The 22,706-nt window shown below is 63.4% G+C and carries 18 protein-coding genes; 8 read left to right on the top strand and 10 right to left on the bottom strand.

The genetic code is table 11. From position 1 onward, the window contains the following. Positions 1–203: 203 nt before the first annotated feature. Both clpA and clpS read right to left on the bottom strand, forming a co-directional pair. Positions 204–2,465, bottom strand: coding sequence for an ATP-dependent Clp protease ATP-binding subunit ClpA (gene clpA, locus BLV04_RS10260; RefSeq protein ID WP_093031004.1), 2,262 nt, complete (start codon positions 2,463–2,465; stop codon positions 204–206). A 65-nt stretch (positions 2,466–2,530) separates the two neighbouring features. Then, the gene (clpS, locus tag BLV04_RS10265) at positions 2,531–2,854 is read right to left on the bottom strand and encodes an ATP-dependent Clp protease adapter ClpS (protein WP_093031007.1); all 324 of its coding nucleotides are present in this window, start codon (positions 2,852–2,854) and stop codon (positions 2,531–2,533) included. 302 nt (positions 2,855–3,156) lie between these two features. On the opposite strand from clpS, the gene cspD reads away from it, so the two are divergent. After that, positions 3,157–3,363: a cold shock domain-containing protein CspD gene (cspD, locus tag BLV04_RS10270; protein ID WP_007193300.1), complete on the top strand. Its 207-nt coding sequence runs from the start codon at positions 3,157–3,159 to the stop codon at positions 3,361–3,363. Between the two features lie 128 nt (positions 3,364–3,491). On the opposite strand, the gene icd is transcribed toward cspD, so the two are convergent. Then, entirely contained in the window at positions 3,492–4,751 is a 1,260-nt protein-coding gene (icd, locus tag BLV04_RS10275) for an NADP-dependent isocitrate dehydrogenase (RefSeq protein WP_093031010.1), read from the bottom strand. 125 nt (positions 4,752–4,876) lie between these two features. Here icd and mnmA point away from each other — a divergent pair, with 125 nt between their 5' ends. From mnmA to purB, 4 genes are all read left to right on the top strand, one after another. Further along, positions 4,877–5,989 (top strand): tRNA 2-thiouridine(34) synthase MnmA, encoded by a 1,113-nt coding sequence (gene mnmA, locus BLV04_RS10280; protein ID WP_093031013.1) that lies wholly within the window; start codon positions 4,877–4,879, stop codon positions 5,987–5,989. An 83-nt stretch (positions 5,990–6,072) separates the two neighbouring features. Beyond that, positions 6,073–6,726, top strand: coding sequence for a high frequency lysogenization protein HflD (hflD, locus tag BLV04_RS10285; protein ID WP_175534581.1), 654 nt, complete (start codon positions 6,073–6,075; stop codon positions 6,724–6,726). A 123-nt stretch (positions 6,727–6,849) separates the two neighbouring features. After that, positions 6,850–9,513 carry an aconitate hydratase AcnA gene (gene acnA / locus BLV04_RS10290; RefSeq protein WP_093031019.1) on the top strand — a complete coding sequence of 888 codons (2,664 nt, stop codon included), beginning with the start codon at positions 6,850–6,852 and terminating at the stop codon, positions 9,511–9,513. A 10-nt stretch (positions 9,514–9,523) separates the two neighbouring features. Further along, complete coding sequence (gene purB / locus BLV04_RS10295; protein WP_093031022.1) at positions 9,524–10,891, top strand: adenylosuccinate lyase; 1,368 nt, start codon at positions 9,524–9,526, stop codon at positions 10,889–10,891. Between the two features lie 236 nt (positions 10,892–11,127). Here purB and BLV04_RS10300 read toward each other — a convergent pair whose 3' ends face one another. Further along, positions 11,128–11,709 carry an OmpA family protein gene (locus BLV04_RS10300; protein ID WP_093031025.1) on the bottom strand — a complete coding sequence of 194 codons (582 nt, stop codon included), beginning with the start codon at positions 11,707–11,709 and terminating at the stop codon, positions 11,128–11,130. Positions 11,710–12,155: 446 nt separating this feature from the next. Between BLV04_RS10300 and BLV04_RS10305 the strand changes: the two genes are divergently transcribed. After that, entirely contained in the window at positions 12,156–12,653 is a 498-nt protein-coding gene (locus BLV04_RS10305) for a DUF7931 domain-containing protein (RefSeq protein WP_139191901.1), read from the top strand. Between the two features lie 54 nt (positions 12,654–12,707). Here the strand turns inward: BLV04_RS10305 and BLV04_RS10310 are convergent, their stop codons facing one another. From BLV04_RS10310 to BLV04_RS10325, 4 genes are all read right to left on the bottom strand, one after another. Continuing rightward, positions 12,708–13,997, bottom strand: coding sequence for a citrate synthase (locus BLV04_RS10310; protein ID WP_093031032.1), 1,290 nt, complete (start codon positions 13,995–13,997; stop codon positions 12,708–12,710). Between the two features lie 134 nt (positions 13,998–14,131). Continuing rightward, positions 14,132–15,115 (bottom strand): aldolase catalytic domain-containing protein, encoded by a 984-nt coding sequence (locus tag BLV04_RS10315; RefSeq protein WP_093031035.1) that lies wholly within the window; start codon positions 15,113–15,115, stop codon positions 14,132–14,134. Positions 15,116–15,242: 127 nt separating this feature from the next. Beyond that, positions 15,243–15,869 carry a response regulator FixJ gene (gene fixJ, locus BLV04_RS10320; RefSeq protein ID WP_093031038.1) on the bottom strand — a complete coding sequence of 209 codons (627 nt, stop codon included), beginning with the start codon at positions 15,867–15,869 and terminating at the stop codon, positions 15,243–15,245. Beyond that, positions 15,866–18,466: a PAS domain-containing sensor histidine kinase gene (locus tag BLV04_RS10325; protein ID WP_093031041.1), complete on the bottom strand. Its 2,601-nt coding sequence runs from the start codon at positions 18,464–18,466 to the stop codon at positions 15,866–15,868. The genes fixJ and BLV04_RS10325 overlap by 4 nt, the downstream gene beginning before the upstream one ends. A gap of 198 nt (positions 18,467–18,664) precedes the next feature. On the opposite strand from BLV04_RS10325, the gene BLV04_RS10330 reads away from it, so the two are divergent. After that, positions 18,665–19,129, top strand: coding sequence for an RDD family protein (locus BLV04_RS10330; protein ID WP_093031044.1), 465 nt, complete (start codon positions 18,665–18,667; stop codon positions 19,127–19,129). Between the two features lie 10 nt (positions 19,130–19,139). On the opposite strand, the gene lptG is transcribed toward BLV04_RS10330, so the two are convergent. Beyond that, complete coding sequence (gene lptG, locus BLV04_RS10335) at positions 19,140–20,204, bottom strand: LPS export ABC transporter permease LptG (protein ID WP_093031047.1); 1,065 nt, start codon at positions 20,202–20,204, stop codon at positions 19,140–19,142. 282 nt (positions 20,205–20,486) lie between these two features. Here lptG and BLV04_RS10340 point away from each other — a divergent pair, with 282 nt between their 5' ends. Beyond that, the gene (locus tag BLV04_RS10340) at positions 20,487–21,977 is read left to right on the top strand and encodes a leucyl aminopeptidase (RefSeq protein WP_093031050.1); all 1,491 of its coding nucleotides are present in this window, start codon (positions 20,487–20,489) and stop codon (positions 21,975–21,977) included. Between the two features lie 182 nt (positions 21,978–22,159). Here the strand turns inward: BLV04_RS10340 and BLV04_RS10345 are convergent, their stop codons facing one another. Then, positions 22,160–22,627, bottom strand: coding sequence for a PH domain-containing protein (locus BLV04_RS10345; protein WP_093031053.1), 468 nt, complete (start codon positions 22,625–22,627; stop codon positions 22,160–22,162). Positions 22,628–22,706: the final 79 nt, after the last annotated feature.

Genomic DNA, 22,706 nt, shown 5'->3' on the forward strand with positions numbered 1-22,706 from the left:
AACCGTAAAGCACCAGGAGACACTGCGAAGAGCCTCCCCGGATACCCGGGACGCAGGCAGCGATGCCGGCGTCATCGGCCGACGGCCATCGCAGGGAAGACGAGAAGCGTCGTTTCAGGGGTTTGCGCGCCGACCGACACTCCTTTGTCGGAGACGCGATGACGGCTCGGACCTTAGGGCGACGCCTGTCGCTCGGGCGCGGCTCATAGCGATCGCGGCTCGCCGTTGATCTCGAACGCGAGCGCCTCTCCCTCCACATGGATGCGCACGCTACCGCCGGTGACCAGATCGCCGAAGAGAAGCTCGTTGGCCAAGGGCTTCTTGATGTGGTTCTGGATGACACGGGCCATCGGGCGCGCGCCCATCTTCGGGTCGTAGCCCTTGCTCGCCAGCCAGGCGCGGGCATCGGCATCGATCGTGAGGCTCACCTTCTTCTCTTCGAGCTGCTGCTCGAGCTCGAATACAAACTTATCCACCACGCTTCGAATCGTCTGCTCGCTCAAGGAGCCGAACTGCACGACCGCGTCGAGCCGATTGCGGAACTCGGGCGTGAAGTAGCGCTTGAGCGCCTCGATGCCGTCGGTCGAATGATCCTGCTCGGTGAAGCCGATCGATCGGCGCGCGGTTTCTTCCGCCCCCGCGTTGGTCGTCATGACCAGGACCACGTTGCGGAAGTCCGCCTTGCGACCGTTGTTGTCGGTCAGTGTCCCGTGGTCCATCACCTGCAGGAGCAGGTTGAAGACGTCGGGATGGGCCTTCTCGATCTCGTCGAGCAACAAGACCGCATGCGGATGCTTGTTGACCTCTTCGGTCAGCAGTCCGCCCTGATCGAAGCCGACATATCCGGGCGGCGCGCCGATGAGACGCGAGACCGTGTGCCGCTCCATGTATTCGGACATGTCGAAGCGCAGAAGCTCCATCCCCAGGATACGCGCCAGCTGACGTGTCACCTCGGTCTTGCCCACACCGGTGGGTCCGGTGAACAGGAACGAGCCGATCGGCTTCTCCTCGGTCCCCAAGCCCGAGCGGTTCATGCGGATGGAGGAGGTCAGGGCATCGATCGCCGCGTCTTGACCGTAGACGACCATCTTGAGATCGCGATCGAGATTCTTGAGCGACTCGGTGTCGGAGGCCGAGACCTTTTTCGAGGGGATGCGCGCCATCTTGGCAACGATCGCCTCGACATCGCCGACATCGATGCGCTTCTTGCGCTTCGCCGGACTCTTGAGCTGAACGTGTGCGCCGGCCTCGTCGATGACGTCGATCGCCTTGTCCGGGAGATGACGATCGTTGATGTAGCGGTTCGACAGCTCCGCGGCAGCACGCAAGGCCGGGTTGGTGTAGGTGACCTGGTGATGCTCCTCGAACCGGCTCTTGAGACCCTTGAGGATCTCGAAGGTCTCCTCCACCGAGGGCTCCTCGACATCAATCTTCTGGAAGCGACGCGCAAGTGCCCGATCCTTCTCGAAGATGCCGCGATATTCCTGGTAGGTCGTGGATCCAATGCACCGCAGGTCGCCGGACGCCAACACAGGCTTGATCAGATTCGAGGCATCCATCACCCCGCCCGAGGCGGAGCCTGCGCCGATGATGGTATGGATCTCGTCGATGAAGAGGATCGCGTGGCGCTGGCGTTTGAGTTGCGCGAGCACCGCCTTAAGGCGCTTCTCGAAGTCACCTCGGTATTTGGTGCCGGCCACCAGACCGCCGAGATCCAGCGAGTAGATGACCGCGTCGCTCAAAATCTCCGGGACCTCGCCGTCGACGATCTTCTTCGCCAGACCTTCGGCAATCGCGGTCTTGCCCACACCGGCCTCGCCGACGAACAGCGGATTATTCTTGCGCCGCCGACAGAGGATCTGCACGGTGCGCTCGACCTCGGCAGCGCGACCGATCAAGGGGTCGATCCGCCCTAGACGCGCCATCTCGTTGAGGTTCGTCGCAAAGCTTTCGAGCGGACTGTTGCCGTCCTTCTCTTCCCCGCGCGGCTCGTCGATCTCGCCGGGCGCCTCATCGTCCTGACTCTCGCCGGGGACCTTGGAGATCCCGTGCGAGATGTAGTTGACGACATCCAGCCGAGTCACATCCTGCTGATTGAGCAGATAGACGGCTTGCGAGTCCTGCTCGCTGAAGAGCGCCACGAGGACGTTTGCCCCGGTGACCTCTTTCTTGCCGGCCGACTGCACATGGAAGACGGCTCGCTGCAGGACGCGCTGAAAACCGAGCGTCGGCTGCGTGTCCCGATCTTCGCTGTCCGGGATCAGCGGGGTCGTTTCGTCGATGAAGGCGGTGATCTCGCGGCGCAGCTTCTCGGAGTCCGTCCCGCACGCCTTGAGAACCTTCGCGGCAGTCGGGTTATCCAGAAGCGACAGCAGCATATGCTCGACCGTCATGTACTCGTGATGCTTCACGCGCGCCTCCTTGAAGGCCCGGTTCAGCGTAAATTCAAGTTCTTTGCTCAGCATTGGCCTAATCCAAGCAGGGTTGACGAAACGGTGTGAGCCGCTGCAGCGACCAGGTGTGTCGGGCTCTAAGCTTCTTCCATCGTGCAGAGCAATGGGTGGTGGTGACTGCGTGCAAAGTCATTCACCTGCGACACCTTGGTCTCGGCGATATCTTTGGTGAAAACGCCGCACACCCCTCGACCTCGAGTATGCACGTGCAGCATGATTTGGGTGGCTTTCTCGCGATTCATTGCGAAAAAGGTCTCCAGCACCTGCACCACGAACTCCATCGGGGTGTAATCATCGTTCAGCAACAGGACCTTGAAAAGAGGCGGCCGTCGAAGCTTGGGTTTCGCCTCCTGTACGGTCAGCCCTGATTCGCGTTCCTCGCTCGGAAGGTCGTCACTCATGATTGGGATTCTAGGAAAATTTTGGAGGCTTGCGATGTCGATCGCACGGTTTGGCATCGCTTCGAGTCCGGTTTGAGTCCGGTTTGAGTCGTGACGCCTGCGTTCGGATTCCGACCGGACCGACCCGCGACGAGGATCGTTTCGAAGCGCCCCGGCGGATGTCGGTTTGACCCCCGAAATCACCTTACTATACTACGCAGTTATGGCGCGGTTCCGAGGTTTCAAGGCACCCGTCAGACATCAACAACGACAACAACAACGACCACCAACGCGAGACCTGCAACTCCTGGAGGAGCCCTGAAATGATTACCGGTGTTGTCAAGTGGTTCAATAACGCCAAGGGCTACGGGTTCGTGCAGCCCGATGGCCGCGACGAGGACGTCTTCGTCCACTTCTCGGCCATCGACATGGATGGCTATAAGACCTTGCGCGAGGGACAAAAAGTCCAGTTCGAGATCAGTCAGGGGCCGAAAGGCCTCCATGCGGCCAATGTCCACCGCGTCAGTTGATCGCCGCGGGCTGAGCGCTCGCGATTGTCGGCCAGGGGAGGCGACTTTACGCTGACAGCCGACGACAGCCGGGGGCGGAATCTCCGTTCCGCGCCCCGTTTTTTTCGAAGATCCGAAACCCTCGCCCGTCAATCCATCCGCGCGATCACCGCATCGCCGAAGCCCGAGCAGCTCAGCTTCGTCGCCCCGTCCATGAGTCTGTCGAGATCGTAGGTCACGGTCTTGGCCGCAATCGCACCTTCAACACCCTTGATGATGAGGTCGGCCGCTTCCGTCCAACCCATGTGGCGCAGCATCATCTCGGCCGACAGGATTAAGGAGCTCGGATTCACCTGATCCTTGCCGGCATACTTCGGCGCGGTCCCGTGAGTAGCCTCGAACATGGCGACGGTGTCGGACAAATTCGCCCCCGGCGCCATCCCGATGCCGCCGACCTGCGCAGCCAAGGCATCCGAGATGTAATCGCCGTTGAGGTTGAGGGTCGCGATCACGTCGTAATCCTTCGGGCGTAGCAGGATCTGCTGCAGGAAGGCATCGGCGATCACGTCCTTCACCACGATCTCTTTACCGGTCTTCGGGTTCTTGAAGCTGCACCACGGCCCCCCGCCGATCTCCTCGGCACCGAACTCGGACTTGGCCAGATCGTACCCCCACTGTTTGAAGGCACCCTCGGTGAACTTCATGATGTTGCCCTTGTGCACCAGGGTCAGCGACGCGCGATCGTTGTCGATCACGTATTGGATCGCTTTGCGCACCAGACGCTCGGTCCCCTCGCGCGAGACGGGTTTGATGCCGATACCGGAGGTCTCGGGGAAGCGGATCTTGGTCACGCCCATCTCGTTGCGCAGGAAGTCGATGACCTTCTTGGCGGCTGGCGTACCCTCCTGCCACTCGATACCCGCATAGATGTCTTCCGAGTTCTCGCGGAAGATCACCATATCGGTATGCTGGGGCTCCTTGAGCGGACTCGGCGTACCGGTGAAATAACGCACCGGACGCAAGCAGACATAGAGATCGAGCTCCTGGCGCAGGGTCACGTTCAGCGAGCGGATACCGCCCCCGACCGGCGTCGTCAGCGGTCCCTTGATCGAGACGACATAATCCTTCACCGCCGCAAGCGTCTCCTCCGGCAGCCACACATCCTCGCCGTAGGTCCGGGTCGACTTCTCGCCGGCATAGATCTCCATCCAATGGATCTTGCGCGAGCCGCCGTACGCCTTGGCCACCGCCGCATCGACAACCGCACACATCACCGGCGTGATATCGATGCCGATGCCGTCGCCCTCGATGTAGGGGATGATGGGGTTGTTCGGTACATTCAGAGACAGATCCCCGTTGACCTGAATCTTCTCGCCGCCCGCAGGGATCTTGATGCTGTCGTTGGCCATGTGCAGTGCTCTCGTCGCCCAAAAGACGCCATGCTAACACCGCCTCGGAGGCTTGCGCAGACCTTCGATGCGGACCGAGCGCAGCCGCTCGCGACGCGGACCGACATGGCCGGTACAATCGCGTGATGACCGCCGGATTGCACAAGCCCCGCTCGACCCGCGTGATCGTCGGCCTCTCCGGCGGTGTCGATTCGGCCGTCGCCGCCCATCGCCTGCTCGGGCTGGGCTACGCGGTCGAAGCCCTCTTCATGAAGAACTGGGAAGAGGACGACGACCCCGGCTACTGCGCCGCTGCGGCAGACCTGGCCGACGCGCGCGGCGTCGCCGAACGACTCGGGATCCGGCTGCATACCGTCAACTTCGCCACCGAATACTGGGATCGCGTCTTCGAGTCCTTCCTGAGCGAATATCGGGCCTTGCGCACCCCCAACCCGGATGTCCTGTGCAACCGGGAGATCAAGTTCGCCGCCTTCCTCGATCACGCCCTGGGGCTGGGTGCCGACCTTATCGCCACCGGCCATTACGCACGGGTCACACGCGATGCGCAGGGCGTGCGGCTTCGCCTGTGCGCCGACCCTGACAAGGATCAGACCTATTTCCTGCACCTGCTCGATCAATCTCAATTGGAGCGCGCGCTCTTCCCGCTGCATGACCTGACCAAGCGCGAGGTCCGGGAGATTGCGAGGGGTCTCGGACTCGCCAATGCCGAGAAGAAGGACAGCACCGGGATCTGCTTCATCGGCGAGCGTCGCTTCCGGGACTTTCTCGCCCGCTACCTCCCGCGCGAGCCCGGCCCCATCGAGACCGCCGAGGGGGTTGCGATCGGCGAGCATCGGGGGCTCGCCTACTACACCATCGGGCAACGCCAAGGACTCGGCATCGGCGGCATTCACGGCGGTCGCGAGGCGCCCTGGTTCGTCGCCGCGAAGGACGCGGAACGCAATACCTTGGTGCTGGTTCAGGACACGCACCATCCGCTGCTCATGTCCTCCGGGCTGCATGCGGCTCGGCCGCATTGGATCGCCGGTGAGCCGCCGCAAGACCCGCCCTTTCGCTGCCTGGCGCGTCTGCGTCATCGCCAGCCCCTGCAGCACTGCGAGGTCGTGGAGGCCGGAGAGTCGGGTTGCCGGATTCGGTTCGACCAACCGCAGCGCGCGGTGACACCGGGGCAGTCGGTCGTGCTCTACCGCGACGACGTCTGTCTCGGCGGTGCGATCATCGACGCGGGTTGGCGCTGAGCCGGACCGAGAACGAGTGCTTGGCGCAACCGCCTGGTTCGGGTTCAAATGACCTTCAATCCCCTCAGGAGATCCCCAGCCGAATGCCCCACGACAATCTCGACCGCCTCATCGCCCTCGCCGGCATCTATCAGGCCGTCAACTGTGTTATGCGCGTCGCCCGATCCGGCTCGGCGGACACCGACGCCATGGAGCCCTGTATCTACAGCCTCCTGCAGGTCAATGCCGACGACGTGGGAGCGGTCTTCGGCGAGCCGGGACGGGTCGCAAACGGCGCACGACAGATCATTGCGCAGCTCACCGGCAAGCCGGAGCGCAACCTGGAGTTGACCCGCTACGTGGTCCTCTTGATGAAGCTGGAACGCGCCCTCGCGGCGCGCCCCGATCTCCTCGCACGCGTCGGCGAAGGCATCGAGGCGGCGCAGGCGAAACAGGAACACTTTGCGCTCCTGCACCCGAACATGCTGGCCCATCTCGCGGCGATCTACACCGACACCCTCAGCACACTCGAGCCTCGAATCATCGTCCGCGGCGATCCGCTGCATCTGCAAAACCCCGACAACCAGAACCGAGTCCGCGCGCTCCTGCTCGCCGGCATCCGCTCCGCCATGTTGTGGCGGCAGGTCGGCGGCACCCGCTGGCAAATGCTCCTGAAGAATCGGCAGATCCTCGCGGACGCCCGCCGCTATCTCAACAGCCTGGCCGACCGCACCGCCAATCCGAAGTCTGAAAGCTGATAGCTGGAGGCCGGCGGCTCAAGCCCCGCCCCCACCCGAACATACTGCACCGCAGCATATAGCGCCGCACCCGCTTGGCCGCTAGAATCGGGCCCAACCTGTTCGCCGAACCCGGAGCACCGCATGACCAACAGCTTCAACGCCAAAGCCACACTCGACGTCGCCGGCAAGGATTACGAGATCTTCAAGCTCGACGCCGTCCCAGGCAGCGCCCGCCTGCCCTTCTCGCTGAAGATCCTGTTGGAGAATCTGCTTCGCAACGAGGACGACATCACCGTCACCCGTTCGGACATAGAAGATCTGGCCCAATGGGATCCGAAGGCCGAGCCCTCCAAAGAAATCCAGTACCGCCCGGCCCGCGTGCTCATGCAGGACTTCACCGGCGTGCCGGCCGTGGTCGATCTGGCGGCGATGCGCGATGCGATGAAGGCGCTCGGCGGCGACCCGCGCAAGATCAACCCGCTCCAGCCGGCCGAGCTGGTCATCGACCATTCGGTGCAGGTCGACCATTTCGGCTCGAACGATGCCTTCGCGCTCAACGCGGAGCTTGAGTTCCAACGCAATCAAGAACGCTACAAGTTCCTCAAGTGGGGCCAGAAGGCGCTCGACGGCTTCAAGGTCGTGCCGCCGGACACCGGCATCGTGCATCAGGTCAACATCGAGTATCTCTCGCGCGTCATCTTCCCGAACCCGCTCGATGGCCGCACCCAAGCCTATTTCGATACCTGTGTCGGCACCGACTCCCACACCACCATGGTCAACGGGATCGGCGTCCTGGGCTGGGGCGTGGGCGGGATCGAGGCCGAGGCATCCATGCTCGGCCAACCGGTCTCGATGCTGGTTCCCAAGGTCGTCGGCTTTAAGCTGACCGGTAACCTGCGCGAAGGCGTCACCGCAACCGACCTGGTTCTGACCATCGTCGACATGCTGCGCAAGCACGGCGTGGTCGGCAAGTTCGTCGAGTTCTACGGTCCGGCGATCGCGACCCTGCCGATGGGCGAGCGCACCACCATCGCAAACATGGGGCCCGAGTACGGGGCGACCTGCGGTCTCTTCCCGGTCGATCAGGTCACGCTCGACTATCTGCGCCTGACCGGTCGCGACGAGGCGCAGATCGCCTTGGTCGAGGCCTACTGCAAGGCACAGGGCGTCTGGCACACCGCCGACGCCGCCGAGGCCGATTATTCCGAGACCCTCGCCCTGGATCTGGGCGATGTCGTGCCCTCGCTCGCAGGCCCGAAGCGCCCGCAGGACCGGGTGCCGCTCACCGAGATGGCGAGTCACTTCCCGGCCGCACTTGCCGCCCTCAAGAAGGAGCGCAACATCCCGAGCAAGGGCCCCGCGAAGGCGGTTATGGGCGGGCACGAGGTCGAGATCTCCGACGGCTCCATCGTGGTCGCGGCCATCACGTCCTGCACCAACACCTCGAACCCGAGCGTCATGCTTGCCGCCGGCTTGGTCGCCAAGAAGGCCGCCGCCCTGGGTCTCAAGGCCGCGCCCTGGGTGAAGACCTCGCTCGGCCCGGGCTCGATGGCGGTGACGCGCTATCTGGATCGCGCCGGGCTCACCGAGCCTCTCAAGGCATTGGGTTTCCACAACGTCGGCTACGGCTGTACGGTCTGTATCGGCAACACCGGCCCGCTTCCCGCGCCGGTCTCCAAGGCCATCGCGGACAATGACCTCTGCGCCGTCTCTATCCTCTCGGGCAACCGCAACTTCGAGGGCCGGGTCCATGCCGAGGTGCGCATGAACTATCTGGCGAGCCCGCCGCTGGTCGTCGCCTACGCCATCGCCGGGCGGATCGATCTGGACCCCTACAAGGATCCGCTGACGACCGCCCCGAACGGCCAACCCGTCTATCTCAAGGATATCTGGCCGACCCAGGACGAGGTCAACGCGGCCATCGCCGAGAACGTCACCGTCGACGAGTTCACCTCCGCCTACGCGGACGTCTACGCCGGGGACGCGCGCTGGCAGTCGATCGATGTGGCCGCGAGCCAGACCTACGCCTGGCCGGCCGACTCGACCTACATCCGCAACCCGCCTTATTTCGACGGGATGACGCTGGACGTGGCCCCGGCCGAGGACATCGCAGGCGCACGCTGCCTGGCCGTGCTCGGCGACTCCATCACCACCGATCACATCTCGCCCGCCGGCTCGATCAAGCCCAACTCGCCGGCAGGCAAGTATCTGATCGAGAAAGGCGTGGATCCCAAGGACTTCAACAGTCTGGGCTCGCGGCGCGGCAACCACGAGGTGATGATGCGCGGCACCTTCGCCAACATCCGACTACGCAACCTCATGGCCCCGGGCACCGAGGGCGGCGTGACACTCCATCAGCCGGACGGCGAGGAGATGTCGATCTACGACGCGGCGATGAAGTACCAATCCGAGGGGACGCCGGTCATCGTGCTCGCCGGGAAGGAATACGGCTCGGGCTCCTCGCGCGACTGGGCCGCGAAGGGACCGCGTCTCTTGGGCGTGCGCGCCGTGATCGCCGAGAGCTACGAGCGCATCCATCGCTCGAACCTGGTGGGCATGGGCATCCTGCCTTTGGAATTCCTGCCGGGCGACAACGCCCAATCGCTGGGCCTGACCGGGACCGAACAGTTCGACATCACCGGGCTCGACAACGCCACGGCGAAGTCGGTGACCGTCCGTGCGACGGCGCCCGACGGGTCGGTGAAGACCTTCAAGGCCAAGGTGCGGATCGATACACCCAACGAGGTCGACTACTACAGGCACGGCGGGATCCTCCCCTACGTCCTGCGTCGGCTCGCGGCCTGAACCGATGGCGATGGATCTTACCGGCCTCACCGCCATCTCGCCCGTCGACGGCCGCTACGGCTCCAAGACGACCGATCTGCGGCCGATCTTCAGCGAGTTCGGGCTGATTCGCTACCGGGTGCTGGTGGAGGTCCGCTGGCTGCAAACCCTATCGCGGCATCCCGGAATCCCGGAGGTGCCCGTCTTCTCGGCCGAGGCCGACCGGCTGCTCGACGACATCGCCGAGCAGTTCGGCGTCGCGGATGCGCAACGGATCAAGGAGATCGAGCGCACAACGAATCACGATGTGAAGGCGGTTGAATATTTCCTGAAGGAGCGGGTCGCCGCGCATCCGCGCCTCCAAGCCGCAAGCGAGTTCATTCACTTCGCCTGTACCTCCGAGGACATCAACAACCTCGCCCACGGGCTCATGCTGAACGCCGGGCGGGAGCAGGTCCTGCTTCCCGAGATGGACGCCGTCATCGCGGCCGTCCGGGACTTGGCGCATCGCTATGCCGATCAGCCGATGCTCTCGCGCACCCACGGCCAGCCGGCCACGCCGACGACGCTCGGCAAGGAGATGGCGAACCTCGTCCACCGGCTGCGCATCCAGCGCGATCGCGTCGCCGAGGTGACCCTGCTGGGCAAGATGAACGGCGCGGTCGGACACTACAACGCCCATCGCGTCGCCTATCCGGACGTCGACTGGCCCGGCGTCTCCCGCGACTTCGTCGAGTCACTCGGGCTCGCCTGGAACCCTTACACGACCCAGATCGAGCCCCATGATTACATGGCGGAGCTGTTCGACGCCCTCGCGCGCTTCAACACGATCCTGATCGACCTCTCGCGCGACCTCTGGGGCTACATCTCGCTCGGTTATTTCAAGCAGCGTACCGTCGCGGGCGAGGTCGGCTCCTCGACCATGCCGCACAAGGTGAACCCGATCGACTTCGAGAACGCGGAAGGCAACCTCGGGATCGCCAACGCCATCCTCGGACATCTGGCCGCAAAGCTGCCCATCTCGCGCTGGCAGCGCGATCTCACCGACTCGACGGTTCTGCGCAACCTCGGCGTCGGCGTTGCACACACCAGCATCGCCTTGCAGTCGGCGCTGCGCGGTATCGGCAAGCTCGAGGCCGATCCGGCACGGATGGCGGCCGACCTGGATGCGAACTGGGAGGTCTTGGCCGAGCCGATCCAGACCCTGATGCGCCGCTACGGTGTCGAGCGCCCTTACGAGCGCCTCAAGGAGCTGACGCGCGGGCAGCGCATCGGACCGGAAGCGCTGAAGGTGTTCATCGAGGGATTGGAGATCCCCGAAGACGCCAAGACGGAGCTCGCGGCACTGACACCCGCGACCTATCTCGGGGATGCCGCTCGGCTTGCACGCGAAATCTGAGTGATGGGAAAATAAAAAAGGCCGCTCACGCCTAGACGTGAACGGCCCTCCCATAAGCCCCGGTCGGGGGGATGAGGCTTATTGGACCTGCCGCGTCGATCACTGACGTGGTCGGCGCGGTACTCAAAAGGGATGGATCGGAGATCGAAGAGAAACGATCGCCGCTTGATCGTCGGCCGCATCGACCGCCGGCTTGAAACCGGCGATCGAGGCGGCGCATATCGGCGGAGGGGGCTTTAGTTGCCCTCGTACTCGGCGAGGATCTTCACGCGGCGCTGCTGCACCGAGAAGATGTCGTACTCAGGCAGCATGTCGCGCTTGCCCATGCTGGTGACCGACACGATATCGCTGGCCGGGACACCCTTGCTGACCATGTAGTCGCGAATCGTCTCGGCACGACGCATACCGAGTGCCATGTTGTACTCGTCGGAGCCCTTCGCATCGGTGTGACCGACCAGCGAGATCTCTTCGCGGGTGTCGGTCGCATTCACCTGAGCGATGTAGTCGTCGAGGCGTTGCAGCTCGGCGTCGTTCACGATGTTCTGAATCTCGTACTTATCGAACTCGAAGTTCAGTCGAACGACGAATTCCTTCGGAACCACGGCGGCCTTGACGCAGGGCTCCAGATCGTTGGGGCCGTGCAGACTCTGCCAGCATTCGCCGTAGCTGGTCACCCAAGCCGTGCCTTCGGGCTGAGCTGACCAAAAGTGCTCGTAGTTGTAGTCGGCCTGAACCGACAGCGGAGCAGCCAATGTGACGGCCATCGCAAGCGGGGCTGCGAGCGCGGCCAGCCTTGAAGTCTTATTCTGTTTGCGCATCTTTTGGTTTCCTGTTCAGGTGGATGAATGATGATTCAAGCGTCGGCTTTGGCCTTGGGCGGAAGACATGTCAGGAAAAAGCAACATCATCGTCGTCGGATCGCTCGTTCGCCGCGGGTCTGCCGTCTGAGGTCAGCTCATCGATTAAGATTGGGCGCGGACAGCTTAGACAGACCGCACTTGGGACAACGACATTTTAGCCTACAACAGGCACAAAAGTGCAACTTTTTTCGGTGCGCGAAACATATTTGCAACGACTGCTTCAGGAATGCCACATCAAGAGAGGGCAAATCGATCCTGGAGCCCAGCAGCGACGTGGCCTGCGAGCGCTCGACGAGGATTGTTGCTATTTCACAACTGCCGATTCCGGACACGACGCGACGTGATTTCTCGATCGAAACCGGAAGGCACACGCTCAGATGTACGCAGGGCAGGAGTCCGATGACGTGAATGGGTCCCGCCACCAGCACGGCCCCCGCATGCTCGCAACGCGAGTCGCGATTCGTGACGCGGGGATCGCCATCGCGCAAGGTACGCGACGCGAGCTACTCATGTTCGATCGTACGCTCGACCTCGATCTGTACAGCACGGAGGAGTTCATCGAGGCCGTCAAGACGCTTGCGCTCGCACAACCGGACTCGCCGGTACGAGTCCTCTTGAGCCGTCCCGACAAACACGACCAAAGCGGGAGCCGCATTGTCGGACTGGCGCAGCGTCTGACATCGAGGATCGCGATCCGGCGTCTTGCCGAGGACACCCCGGATCGTCCGGATGCCTTTTTGATCGGCGACCGGCGCGCATACCTCAAGCGGCCATCCGCCGAAGGCAGCGAGGGCGTCGTCGATATGCACGGGCGACGGGAGGCGCATCGGCTGTGCGCCGACTTCGAGCAGATGTGGGAGCGCGCCGAGACCGACATCGAGGTCCGGCGCCTCCACCTCTGAACCCGCGCCGCGCCTTCCGGCGCGATGCACCCCGCCCGACCCGCGTGCGGCGAATCAGCGTCGCTCGCTCAACAGCACGCGGTCGGTCTCTCGCGGCCCGACATAGATCTGACGCGGCCGAGCGATCTTGTTGCCGGGCGTCTGCTCCTGCTCCCACCAGTGGGCGATCCAACCGGGAAGTCTCCCGATCGCGAACATCACGGTAAACATATTCACCGGAATTCCGATCGCGCGCAGGATGATGCCGCTGTAAAAGTCCACGTTGGGATAGAGCTGCCGGTCGATGAAGTAAGGGTCTTCGAGCGCGATCTCCTCGAGGCGACGCGCAATGTCGAGCAGCGGATCCTTCACCCCGAGCTGTGGCAGAAGCCGCTCCGCGACGTTCGCCAGCATCCGCGCGCGCGGGTCGAAATTCCGGTAGACCCGGTGCCCGAACCCCATCAACCGAACCTTGCTGTCCTTGTCTTTGGCCAGTCGGACATAGTCGTCCGGGGTCATCTGTCCCTGATGGATCTGCTCGAGCATCTCGAGCACCGCGACGTTCGCCCCGCCGTGCAGCGGACCCCAAAGCGCGCAGACGCCTGCCGCACAGGAGGCGAAGAGATTGGCCTGGCTCGAGCCGACCATACGCACCGTGGAGGTGGAGCAGTTCTGCTCGTGATCGGCGTGCAGCAATAGGATCAGGTTGAGTGCGTCTCGAACGATCGGCTCGCAGACATGCTGCTCGAAGGGCTGCGAGAACATCATGTGCAGAAAGTTCGGCACATATCTCAGCTTGGGATCCGGGTAGATGTACGGCAAACCTCTGGAGTGACGGTAGGCGTAGGCGGCGATGGTGCGGATCTTACTGATCAGTCCGGCAGAAGCGATCCGCACCGAATCCTTGTCCTGAATCTCAAAGATCTCCGGATGAAAACAGGACAGTGCATTGATCATTGCCGAGAGGATGGCCATCGGCGGCGCCGCGCGCGGAAAACCCTCGAAGTGATGCTTCATCCCCTCGTCGAGGTTGGCGCAACCGGTCAAATCCGCAGCAAAGGTGTCGTATTCCTCCGGGCTCGGCAGATGGCCGAAGATCAGGAGCCAAGCAATCTCGACGAAGTTCGGCGCCTGCTCGAACTGCTCGATCGGGATTCCTCGGTAGCGCAGGATCCCCTGCTCGCCATCGATAAAGGTAATGGCGCTTTGGCAACTCCCGGTATTGCCGTATCCAGGATCAAGGGTGATCAGGCCCGTATCCGCGCGCAGGTTTCGGATATCGATTGCGCGCTCACCCTCGGTTCCCTCGATGATCGGGAAACGATAGGTCGCGTCGCCCACGGTCAAGGTCGCTTCGTCGGACATGACAGTCTCCAAGGGTTAAGGGGGAGAACCAACGCGGATCGGCGTTCGGGGTTTTTGGCTGCGTCCTGCCTCCGGCTATCAGCTATCAGGCTTCATCTGCTCGCTGGAGGCTGGAGGCCGCCCGCCGACAACCGTCAAATCTCCGAGACGACCTTATCGTAAAACGTCAGATAGTCGTCCGGCGTCGCGCCCTCGCGCCACTCGATCGCGGAGCGCGGGTGTTGATTGAGCTGCCCGGTGATGTTGTAGGGCACCGACGGACCCCAATCCAACTCCTTACGCAGCGGCAGCATGCGGTTCTGGATGACATCGATGATGGGGCGGACGTTGAATTTGGGGTTGCGAAGAAAACCGAGCAGCAGCTCGGTATGGCAGTTCCCGGCGCCGCGACCGAAGCCGAAAATCGTCGAGTCGACCCGGTTGCACCCCAGGATGATGGCCTCGATCGTGTTGGCGAAGGCCAACTGGAGATTGTTGTGGGCGTGGATGCCGATCTCCTTGCCGGTACCTTCGAGTGCCGCGGTGTATTTGCGGTAGAGCCGGTCGATCTGCTCGCGGTAGAGATAACCGAAACTGTCGACGATCACCATGGTGCTGGCCGGCGTCTCGGCAATCGCCTCGAGCACGGTATCGATCTCGGTCTCGGTGATGTTGGAGACGGCCATCAGGTTCGCGGTAGTCTCGTAGCCGAGCTCGGTGGCATGGCGGATCATATCGACCGCCTCGGACACCTGATGGGCATAAAAGGCGACGCGGATCATCGAGAGTACGCTCTCGCTCGCGGGGATGAGCTGGGTCTGCCAGTCGCTCTTGCCCGCATCGGCCATGGCTGCAAGCTTGAGTCCGGTCGTCTCGGCATCGTGATCGCCGACCACGCGACGGAGATCCGTCTCGTCGCAGTGGCGCCAAGCACCGAATTTGTCCTTCGGGAAGACGCGCGGCGAGTTCTTGTAGCCGATCTCCATGTAGTCGATGCCCGCATCGACACACGCGCGATAGATGGCCGTGACGAAGTCGTCGTCGAACCGGTGGGCGTTGACAAGCCCCCCATCGCGAACGGTGCAATCGAGCACCTTAAGCTCGGGTCGGAAAGTAATCCAGGGGGCCTTTTCGGACATCAAACATGCTCCGGAGAATCATTTAAGATCGGCCATTTTGAGGCCCCGACGACTTCTGAGCAAACCCGACTTCGACGGGCTCGAAGCCGCACTCGGCCCCGAGAACAACCCGGACTCCACTCGGCAGTCAACGCGTCGCCGGCCCGTCCGCCGAAGCGATCAGGGCCATCCGCACCAGCTCGGCAAGCGAGTCGGCCCGCATCTTCTCCATGACGCGGGCGCGGTGGGCCTCGACCGTCTTGGCGCTCACGCCGAGCGCGGCGGCGATGTCTTTGTTGGATTTGCCGTCCGTGACCATCGCCATGACCTCATGCTCGCGCGGCGTCAGCTCGGCGAGCCGCGCTGCGATATCGGCCCGTGCCGCCTGGTCGGCACGGTGTCTCTCGTCGTAGTCGAGTGCGCGCCGAATGCTGCGCAGCAGGTCTTCGTCGTGAAACGGCTTCTCGATGAAGTCAACCGCCCCGGCCTTCATCGCCTTGACGGCCATCGCGACATCACCGTGTCCGGTGATCATAATGACAGGCAAGCGATAACCTTCGCGCGCGAGGTGACTCTGAAGCTCCAGGCCGCTCATCCCGGGCATCCGCACGTCGAGCAGAAGGCAGCCCGCACGCCCTGGATAATAGCTCGCGAGAAAGACGTCGGCCGACTCGTAGGTCTGGACGGACATACCGGTGGATTCAATCAACCACTGCAGAGAGGTGCGCATGGCTTGGTCGTCGTCGACGACGAAGACGGTTGCGTCGTGGGTCATGTCAGGCTCTCCAAGAGCTCGGATTCAGGCGCGGTCGTCGCCTCGGGCGTGTCGGCCCGCGCGAGCGGCAGCGCGACGTAGAAGATCGAGCCTTTTCCGGGCTCGGATTCGGCCCAGATGCGGCCGTCGTGATTCTCCACGATGGTCTGGCTGATCGCCAAGCCCATGCCCATGCCGCCCTCCTTAGTCGTGAAGAATGGATGGAAGAGGTGCAGGATGCGATCCGCGGTGATTCCGGGACCGGTGTCTTCGACCTCGACGATGGCCTGATCTCCTTGCACCCGGGTGCGGATATGGAGACGACGGCGCTCCTCCGGCGACTCATGCAAGGCGTCGATCGCGTTGCGAACCAGGTTCAACAGCACCTGCTCGATCTGAACCAGGTCGACATTGACCGGAATCGGATGCGCGCCGGGATCCAGCTCGATCTGCAATGCCAGCCGAGTGGTCTCGAACTCGACGAAGGAGCACACCTCGCGCACCAGATGATTGAGATCGGCATCGGTGCGGATCGGCGGTTGCTTGCCGACCAGGGCGCGCAGGCGACGAATGATCTCGCTCGCGCGTTGCGCCTGCACCGTGATTTGGCCCATGGCACCGACCAGGTCCTCGGTCTTGGATGTCGCGCTCTGCAGGCGGCGACTGCAGCCGTTGGCATAGTTGACGATCGCCGAGAGCGGCTGATTGAGCTCGTGCGCCATGCCGGTCGCCATCTCGCCCATGGTGCTGAGTCGGCACACATGCACCAGCTCGGCCTGATGCTGGCGGGCCTCCTGCTCGGCGCGGCGCACCGCGGTGATGTCGCGGGCATAGATGTTGAGATAGCCGAGATCCCGGATGGGCGCGAACAGGAGCGAATAGACCTGGCCCGCGATCTCCTGCTCCCGCTCTTGGGGCTCGCCGCTTTCCAGCGCCACGGCGATCTCGTCTCGCCAGTCCTCCGGCAGGCACTCGCCAGGGTCCGCACCCCAGGCCTGCAGCAAAGGGCGACTGGCGCGATTGGCATAGACGATCAGGCCGTCGCCCGTCACCCGCAGGATCGGGTTCGGGCTCTCGCTGGCGAACCGCGCGAGGCTCTTGATCTCGCGCTCGGCCTGCTTGCGCGCCGTAATATCGTGGATATAGAGCGTATAGAAGCGCTCGGACTCCAGGTCGATCGGCACGATCGAGATCTCCACCGGGATCTCCGAGCCATCCGAGCGCAGGGCGACCAGCTCGCCGCGGCCCTGCGGCTCGCGGTGCAGGTGGCGCGAGCGGTCGAGGAGTCGCTGAAAGGCGGGGCGCGCGATCTCGGGCAGAAAGCGTTCGGCAAAGACGCTCCCCGTCGCCTCGCCGCGATCAAGCCCCAGCATCCGCTCGGCGGCCGGATTGAGCTCGATGATCCGACCGCCGTAGTCGAGCGTCACGATCGCATCCAGCGACGCCTCCATGACGGCCGCCTTGAGCGCCTCGCTCTCGCGCATCTCCGCCTGATGTTTGATGCTCATCTCCTCGCGCGCCTTGAGCACCAGTTGCGTGAAATGCTGGATCCATTCTTCGAGCAAGAGCAGTTGGTTGCCGTCGCGATGAAACCCGGGCTCCGGAATACCGAGCGCACGCTGCGAGAACCGCGTCATGCGTTTCAGCACCGCGTTCAGTCGCGACGACACCAGATAGATGACTGCGGTAAAGACCAGGATGTAGACCGCGGCGGCGATCCCGCGCTGCCGGCGCTCGAAGATGCGGACATGGCGCGACATCTTCTCCACCGCGGCATGCGGAACGAAGGTCGCAAACAGCACGCTGGAGTCGGCACCCTCGTATTCCGCCATGGACTGGGAGGTCACCAGGTAGCTCTCGGACCAGTCCGAGAGCAGAGTTCCGGGAACCAGCATCTCGGAGTCAACGCTCGCGACGATCCGCTGATCGGCGCCGTCCACCAAGGCCACCGCGGCGCGCCCGACATAGACGCCGCGTTGGGAAGAAGCCAGAAAGGCGTCGTCGACGGGCACCAGAACCACCAGATGTCCCATTGCATAGCCGCCGGCATCCTCGACAGCATCGCTGCTGAGCAAGTAGAGTCGCTCGCCGAATCGCTCGATGACGGAGCGTACCTCGCGCACGTTGAGCAAGCGCGTCGGGATCCGGGCCGCGATCTCTTCGGGCAACGGATCGTTGCCGGATTGAAAGACCTCTCGAACCCGACCCTGCGGGTCGGTCAACAGTACGTGACTCGGAGAGCTCAGCGCCTCGCGTTCGAAGAAATCCGGGAGCCAATGCGGACGAAACTCCTTGTAGACGACAGGTAAGGTATCGTCGTCCTCGAACCAGAACAGCGGCTCCAGATATTCGGAAAGGCGCCGATGGTTGGCAAGCAGGCGCGTGGTCGCCCCGTAGTTGGAGAGGTAACGGTCGAAACGAATCAGGCTCTCGCGCGCCCGCTGGTCGAGCTGCGCCTGGAGCTCCTGCTCGAAGATCTTGTCGACCTGACGGCTTTGCACTTGGTCCAGAAGCCCCCAAACCGCAAGTCCCACGGCCAGGCCGACCAGGATCGCGATGACGGGCATGGGCACCCGCCGCAACAGGACAAACAGGATGGATTTGACGGAGAGCCGCATTAAACCGCGTCCAGAGCGACATGCTCATTTTCGAGTAAGCTCGACGTTTGGTGCATCCACAATCCTCAGCGGAGACGCGGTTTAAAATGATATTTTTTAATATCTTAAACCACGTCGACTCCAACGGTCGTCACGTCTGCAGGGGCCGATCCCATCCACAAACATCGCATACCGCGCCGGGCGCGGTTTAAGGACACCATGGACCTTGATATCAGCCTTGCCAAGACCCCTTCCTTGCTGCGCCGCATCGGGGCGTTGCTCTATGACAGCGTGCTGTTGCTCGGCGTTCTGATGTTCGCCGTCATGCTGGTCGTGTTCCCCTACACCGGCCTCACGGGCGCCTCGCCGAACGAGCACCCGATCCATCTGGCCCTGATGCAGGTCTACCTGGCGATCGTGATCTGCGGTTTCTACGTCTACTTCTGGACCCACGGCGGTCAGACCCTGGGCATGCGTGCCTGGCGGTTTCGCGTCATCCGCGACGACGGCGAGAATCTGAACACACGCGATGCGCTCAAGCGCTTCGGCTGGGCGCTGTTGAGCCTCTTGCCGGCTGGACTCGGCCTCTGGTGGAGCCTGATCGACCGAGACGGTCTGGCCTGGCACGACCGCCAATCGCACACTCGGTTGGTCATGCTCCTGCGATCCGGAAAGAAACCCTGATGCGCTGTCCCTAGCCCACCCGACGCAGCAAAAACAAGGCCCCGGTGATGAACAACAGCGGCGGCATGATCGCCGCGACCAGCGGGTCCAGCCCGAACAGCAGCGCGACGAATGCAAAGGTGCGGCTGACCAAATAATAGAGGATGCCGACCAGGACGCCGACGAAGATGCGTGGACCGAGCCCCGTGGTGCGCGCCGAGCCGAGGATGATCGGAATCGCCACGAAGATCATCGAAAGCGTCAGGACCGGGTGCAAAACCTTGCCCCAGAAGGCAACCTCGTAGGGCCCGGCATCCTGCTTGTTGAGCGTCATGAAGCGGATGTATTTATAGAGTCCCCACACCGGGAGCATCTGCGGAGCCACGACCACCACCTTGAGCAACCCCGGATCCAGCATCGAGTTCCATTCGGCCCGCTCCATGCGCTCCACCTCGACCCCCGCCGCGCTCACGCGGCTGCGCGCGATATCTTCCAGCACCCAACCGGCCTCGCTGTAGCGCGCACCGGCCGCGTGGGTTGCGACCAGCGAGCCTGCATCCGCGTCCACCTGGTAGATGAAGATGTCGCGCAGGCGCGTCGGCGAGGCGATCTCGCGAATATTCACGTAGGCACGATCGTCGATCGCCCAGAAGCCGTAAGGCGTCTGCTGGGTCACGTCGCCCGAGAGCGCTTGGCGTCGCAGCTCGAGACCGCGCTGCTCCGCAACCGGCGCGACGACCTCCCCGACGAACACCGCAAGCCCCGCCAGGAGCACACCGCCGAGCAGCCCGGCCCGAATGATCCGCGCCACCGAGAAACCGGCGGCCCGCATCGCCACCAGCTCGGAGCGGCTCGCCAAGGCCCCGAGGCCAATCAAGGCGCCGATCAGGGTCGCGATGGGAAAGACCTGGTAGGCATAACGCGGCAGGCTCAACGCCATAAAGACCAACGCATCGGCCAGGCCATAACCATCGACCCCGACGGCGTCGATCTCGTCGGCGAGGATGAAGAAGCCGAGGAGCGGCAGCAGGATCCCGAGCGTGAGCAGGGTTCCGCCGATGACCGCACGCGCAAGATAGCGCTCGAGGATGATCACGGCTTCGGGCCTCGTGCGACGACCCGGGCACAACCAAGGGCAGCCCGGACCGCGGACCTGGCTCGGGACGACCGACCCGCGGCGCCGCCATGTCGACGGGCTTCGACCGCGCGGTCTCTTCCGGTAGACTCGTTATTCGACATCAAAAGCACCAGATCCGTGAACGGTCGACCATCGGCAGCGCGCCGCGTCGCGACCGAGCCACTCCGACAAATGACGCATACCGCACCGGGCGCGGTTTAGAACCCGCTTTCACCCAGGCCCTCCAACAGGAGTCCGACGATGGAATTCAGAATCAAGACCGGCGAGATCGCTCAACTCAAGACGCCCTGTATCCTGATCGGGATCTTCGAGGGGCGCAAGCTCGCCGGACCCTCCGCCGCGCTCGATCTCGCCACCGGCGGGCGCCTGGCCGAGCTGTTGAAGAAAGGCGACATGGACGGTCGACTCGGCGGCACCCTCATGCTCTACGATCTGCCCGGCCTGGCCAGCGAACGGGTCCTCGTCGTGGGATGCGGCAAGCACAAGGAATTCGGGCGCGACAACTATCGCAAAGCCCTGGTCGGCGCCGTGGCGGCACTCCAGCAGACCCATGCGGGTGCGGCACTCTGCACCTTGCCCGAGCTCGGTCCCGACGGGCTCGACCTCTATGCGGCCGTGCGCGACCTCGTCACAACCGCCGAGGACAAGACCTATCGCTACACCCTGACCAAAAAAGACGACAAACAGGCACCCAAGACGCCGCTGAAGCGGCTCGACGTCTGGCTCTCCGAGAAGGCCGACGCGCCGAGCGCCGAGCAGGCGATCCGACACGGCAGCGCCATCGCGGCCGGCACGGCACTCTCCAAGGAGCTGGGCAACCTGCCCGGCAACATCTGCACCCCGACCTATCTGGCCGAGAAGGCCCTCGAGCTCGGCGAGCGCTACGAGCGGCTGGAGACCGAGATCCTCGAAGAGGCCGACATGGAGGAGCTCAAGATGGGCGCCCTCCTCTCGGTCTCGCGCGGGAGCCGCCAGCCGGCCAAGCTGATCGTCATGCACTACCGCGGCGGCGAGCCGGACGCCAAGCCCGTCGTGCTGGTCGGCAAGGGACTGACCTTCGACACCGGCGGCATCTCCATCAAGCCGGCGCCCGAAATGGACGAGATGAAGTACGACATGTGCGGCGGCGCGGGCGTCTTCGGGACGATGCTTGCCACCTGCGAGCTGGGCCTGCCGATCAACCTGGTCGGCGTCGTCCCTTCCTCCGAGAACATGCCCGACGGCGACGCCAACAAACCCGGCGACATCGTCACCAGCATGTCCGGTCAGACCATCGAGATCCTCAACACGGATGCCGAAGGCCGACTCATCCTCTGCGACGCACTCACCTACAGCGAGCGCTTCGACCCGGAGCTGGTAATCGATCTGGCCACCCTGACCGGGGCCTGCGTGATCGCCCTGGGCAAGCACGCGTCGGGGCTTTTCACCAAGGACGATCATCTCGCCGAAGAGATCATCGCCGCCGGCCAAGCCGCCGCCGATCGCGCGTGGCGCATGCCCTTGTGGGACGACTACCAGCAGCAGCTCGATACCAACTTCGCCGATATGGCGAACGTCGGCGGCCGCGAGGCCGGCGCAGTCACCGCCGCCTGCTTCTTGGCGCGCTATACCAAGGCCTACCGCTGGGCACACCTGGATATCGCCGGCACCGCCTGGCTGAGCGGTAAAGAGAAGGGCGCGACCGGCCGACCGGTCGCCTTGCTGACCCAGCTCCTGCTCCAGCGCAGCTGAACGGCGTCCGGCGGTGTATGCGATCCTGTCGCTTGGGGCCAGCCCTGAGGTGATCAACCAACGACACAGCTGACGCCGTTCAGAAAATTGATTTTTTATCCTGAACCGCGTCAGGCACAACGTCCTTGGTGGCCTCGACACACCAAGCCGGCCTTGAACGCATCATGAACCCCGGACGCGGTTCAGTTGCGCTTGATCAGCTCGCGCAGGCGATTCGGGTTCGGCAGGCCGCGGACGATCAGCTCCGGATCGTCGCCGGAGGTGTAGATCTTGATGTCGCCGGCATTCAGGATGCGTTGCAGGAGGCTTTGATGGAGTCGCACCGTGCGAACCGAGGAGAGCTTGATCTCGGTGTAGTTCTTGCTGAGGAGACCATGGGTCCAGACCAGCTCGTCGTCGCGGATGACGAGATGGTCGGATCGGGTCGCGAGCCACCAGACGCACAGCTGCAGCAAGGCGAGTCCGGCGACGACGAGACCCGCGATCTTGACGATCCGCGCATCGAGCGGCTCGGGCAATGGAACCGGGATCAATGCCGGCCCCATGACGGCGAACAGGATCCCCGCCAGCAACAGGATGATCATCAATGGGGTCGAAAAAGGACGAATCCGCAACATCGAGGGATGAGCGTCGTAATGAATCTCGGACATCGGCATCTCCTGTCTCTTCGCCTGGAGGATCGGTCGACATGTCTCGTCGCCGCGCCCCGCACGACCTGAGCATGAGATC

Source organism: Thiocapsa roseopersicina (assembly GCF_900106925.1).
Taxonomy (GTDB): Bacteria; Pseudomonadota; Gammaproteobacteria; order Chromatiales; family Chromatiaceae; genus Thiocapsa; species Thiocapsa roseopersicina.

Coding starts and splice junctions, on each gene's coding strand:
- purB (WP_093031022.1), top strand. CDS start 9,524: ATGGATCTTACCGGCCTCACCGCCATCTCGCCCGTCGACGGCCGCTAC.
- BLV04_RS10340 (WP_093031050.1), top strand. CDS start 20,487: ATGGAATTCAGAATCAAGACCGGCGAGATCGCTCAACTCAAGACGCCC.
- icd (WP_093031010.1), bottom strand. CDS start 4,751: ATGGCCAACGACAGCATCAAGATCCCTGCGGGCGGCGAGAAGATTCAG.
- BLV04_RS10330 (WP_093031044.1), top strand. CDS start 18,665: ATGGACCTTGATATCAGCCTTGCCAAGACCCCTTCCTTGCTGCGCCGC.
- cspD (WP_007193300.1), top strand. CDS start 3,157: ATGATTACCGGTGTTGTCAAGTGGTTCAATAACGCCAAGGGCTACGGG.
- fixJ (WP_093031038.1), bottom strand. CDS start 15,869: ATGACCCACGACGCAACCGTCTTCGTCGTCGACGACGACCAAGCCATG.
- mnmA (WP_093031013.1), top strand. CDS start 4,877: ATGACCGCCGGATTGCACAAGCCCCGCTCGACCCGCGTGATCGTCGGC.
- BLV04_RS10315 (WP_093031035.1), bottom strand. CDS start 15,115: ATGTCCGAAAAGGCCCCCTGGATTACTTTCCGACCCGAGCTTAAGGTG.
- BLV04_RS10325 (WP_093031041.1), bottom strand. CDS start 18,466: ATGCGGCTCTCCGTCAAATCCATCCTGTTTGTCCTGTTGCGGCGGGTG.
- BLV04_RS10310 (WP_093031032.1), bottom strand. CDS start 13,997: ATGTCCGACGAAGCGACCTTGACCGTGGGCGACGCGACCTATCGTTTC.
- BLV04_RS10345 (WP_093031053.1), bottom strand. CDS start 22,627: ATGTCCGAGATTCATTACGACGCTCATCCCTCGATGTTGCGGATTCGT.
- clpS (WP_093031007.1), bottom strand. CDS start 2,854: ATGAGTGACGACCTTCCGAGCGAGGAACGCGAATCAGGGCTGACCGTA.
- BLV04_RS10300 (WP_093031025.1), bottom strand. CDS start 11,709: ATGCGCAAACAGAATAAGACTTCAAGGCTGGCCGCGCTCGCAGCCCCG.
- acnA (WP_093031019.1), top strand. CDS start 6,850: ATGACCAACAGCTTCAACGCCAAAGCCACACTCGACGTCGCCGGCAAG.
- clpA (WP_093031004.1), bottom strand. CDS start 2,465: ATGCTGAGCAAAGAACTTGAATTTACGCTGAACCGGGCCTTCAAGGAG.
- hflD (WP_175534581.1), top strand. CDS start 6,073: ATGCCCCACGACAATCTCGACCGCCTCATCGCCCTCGCCGGCATCTAT.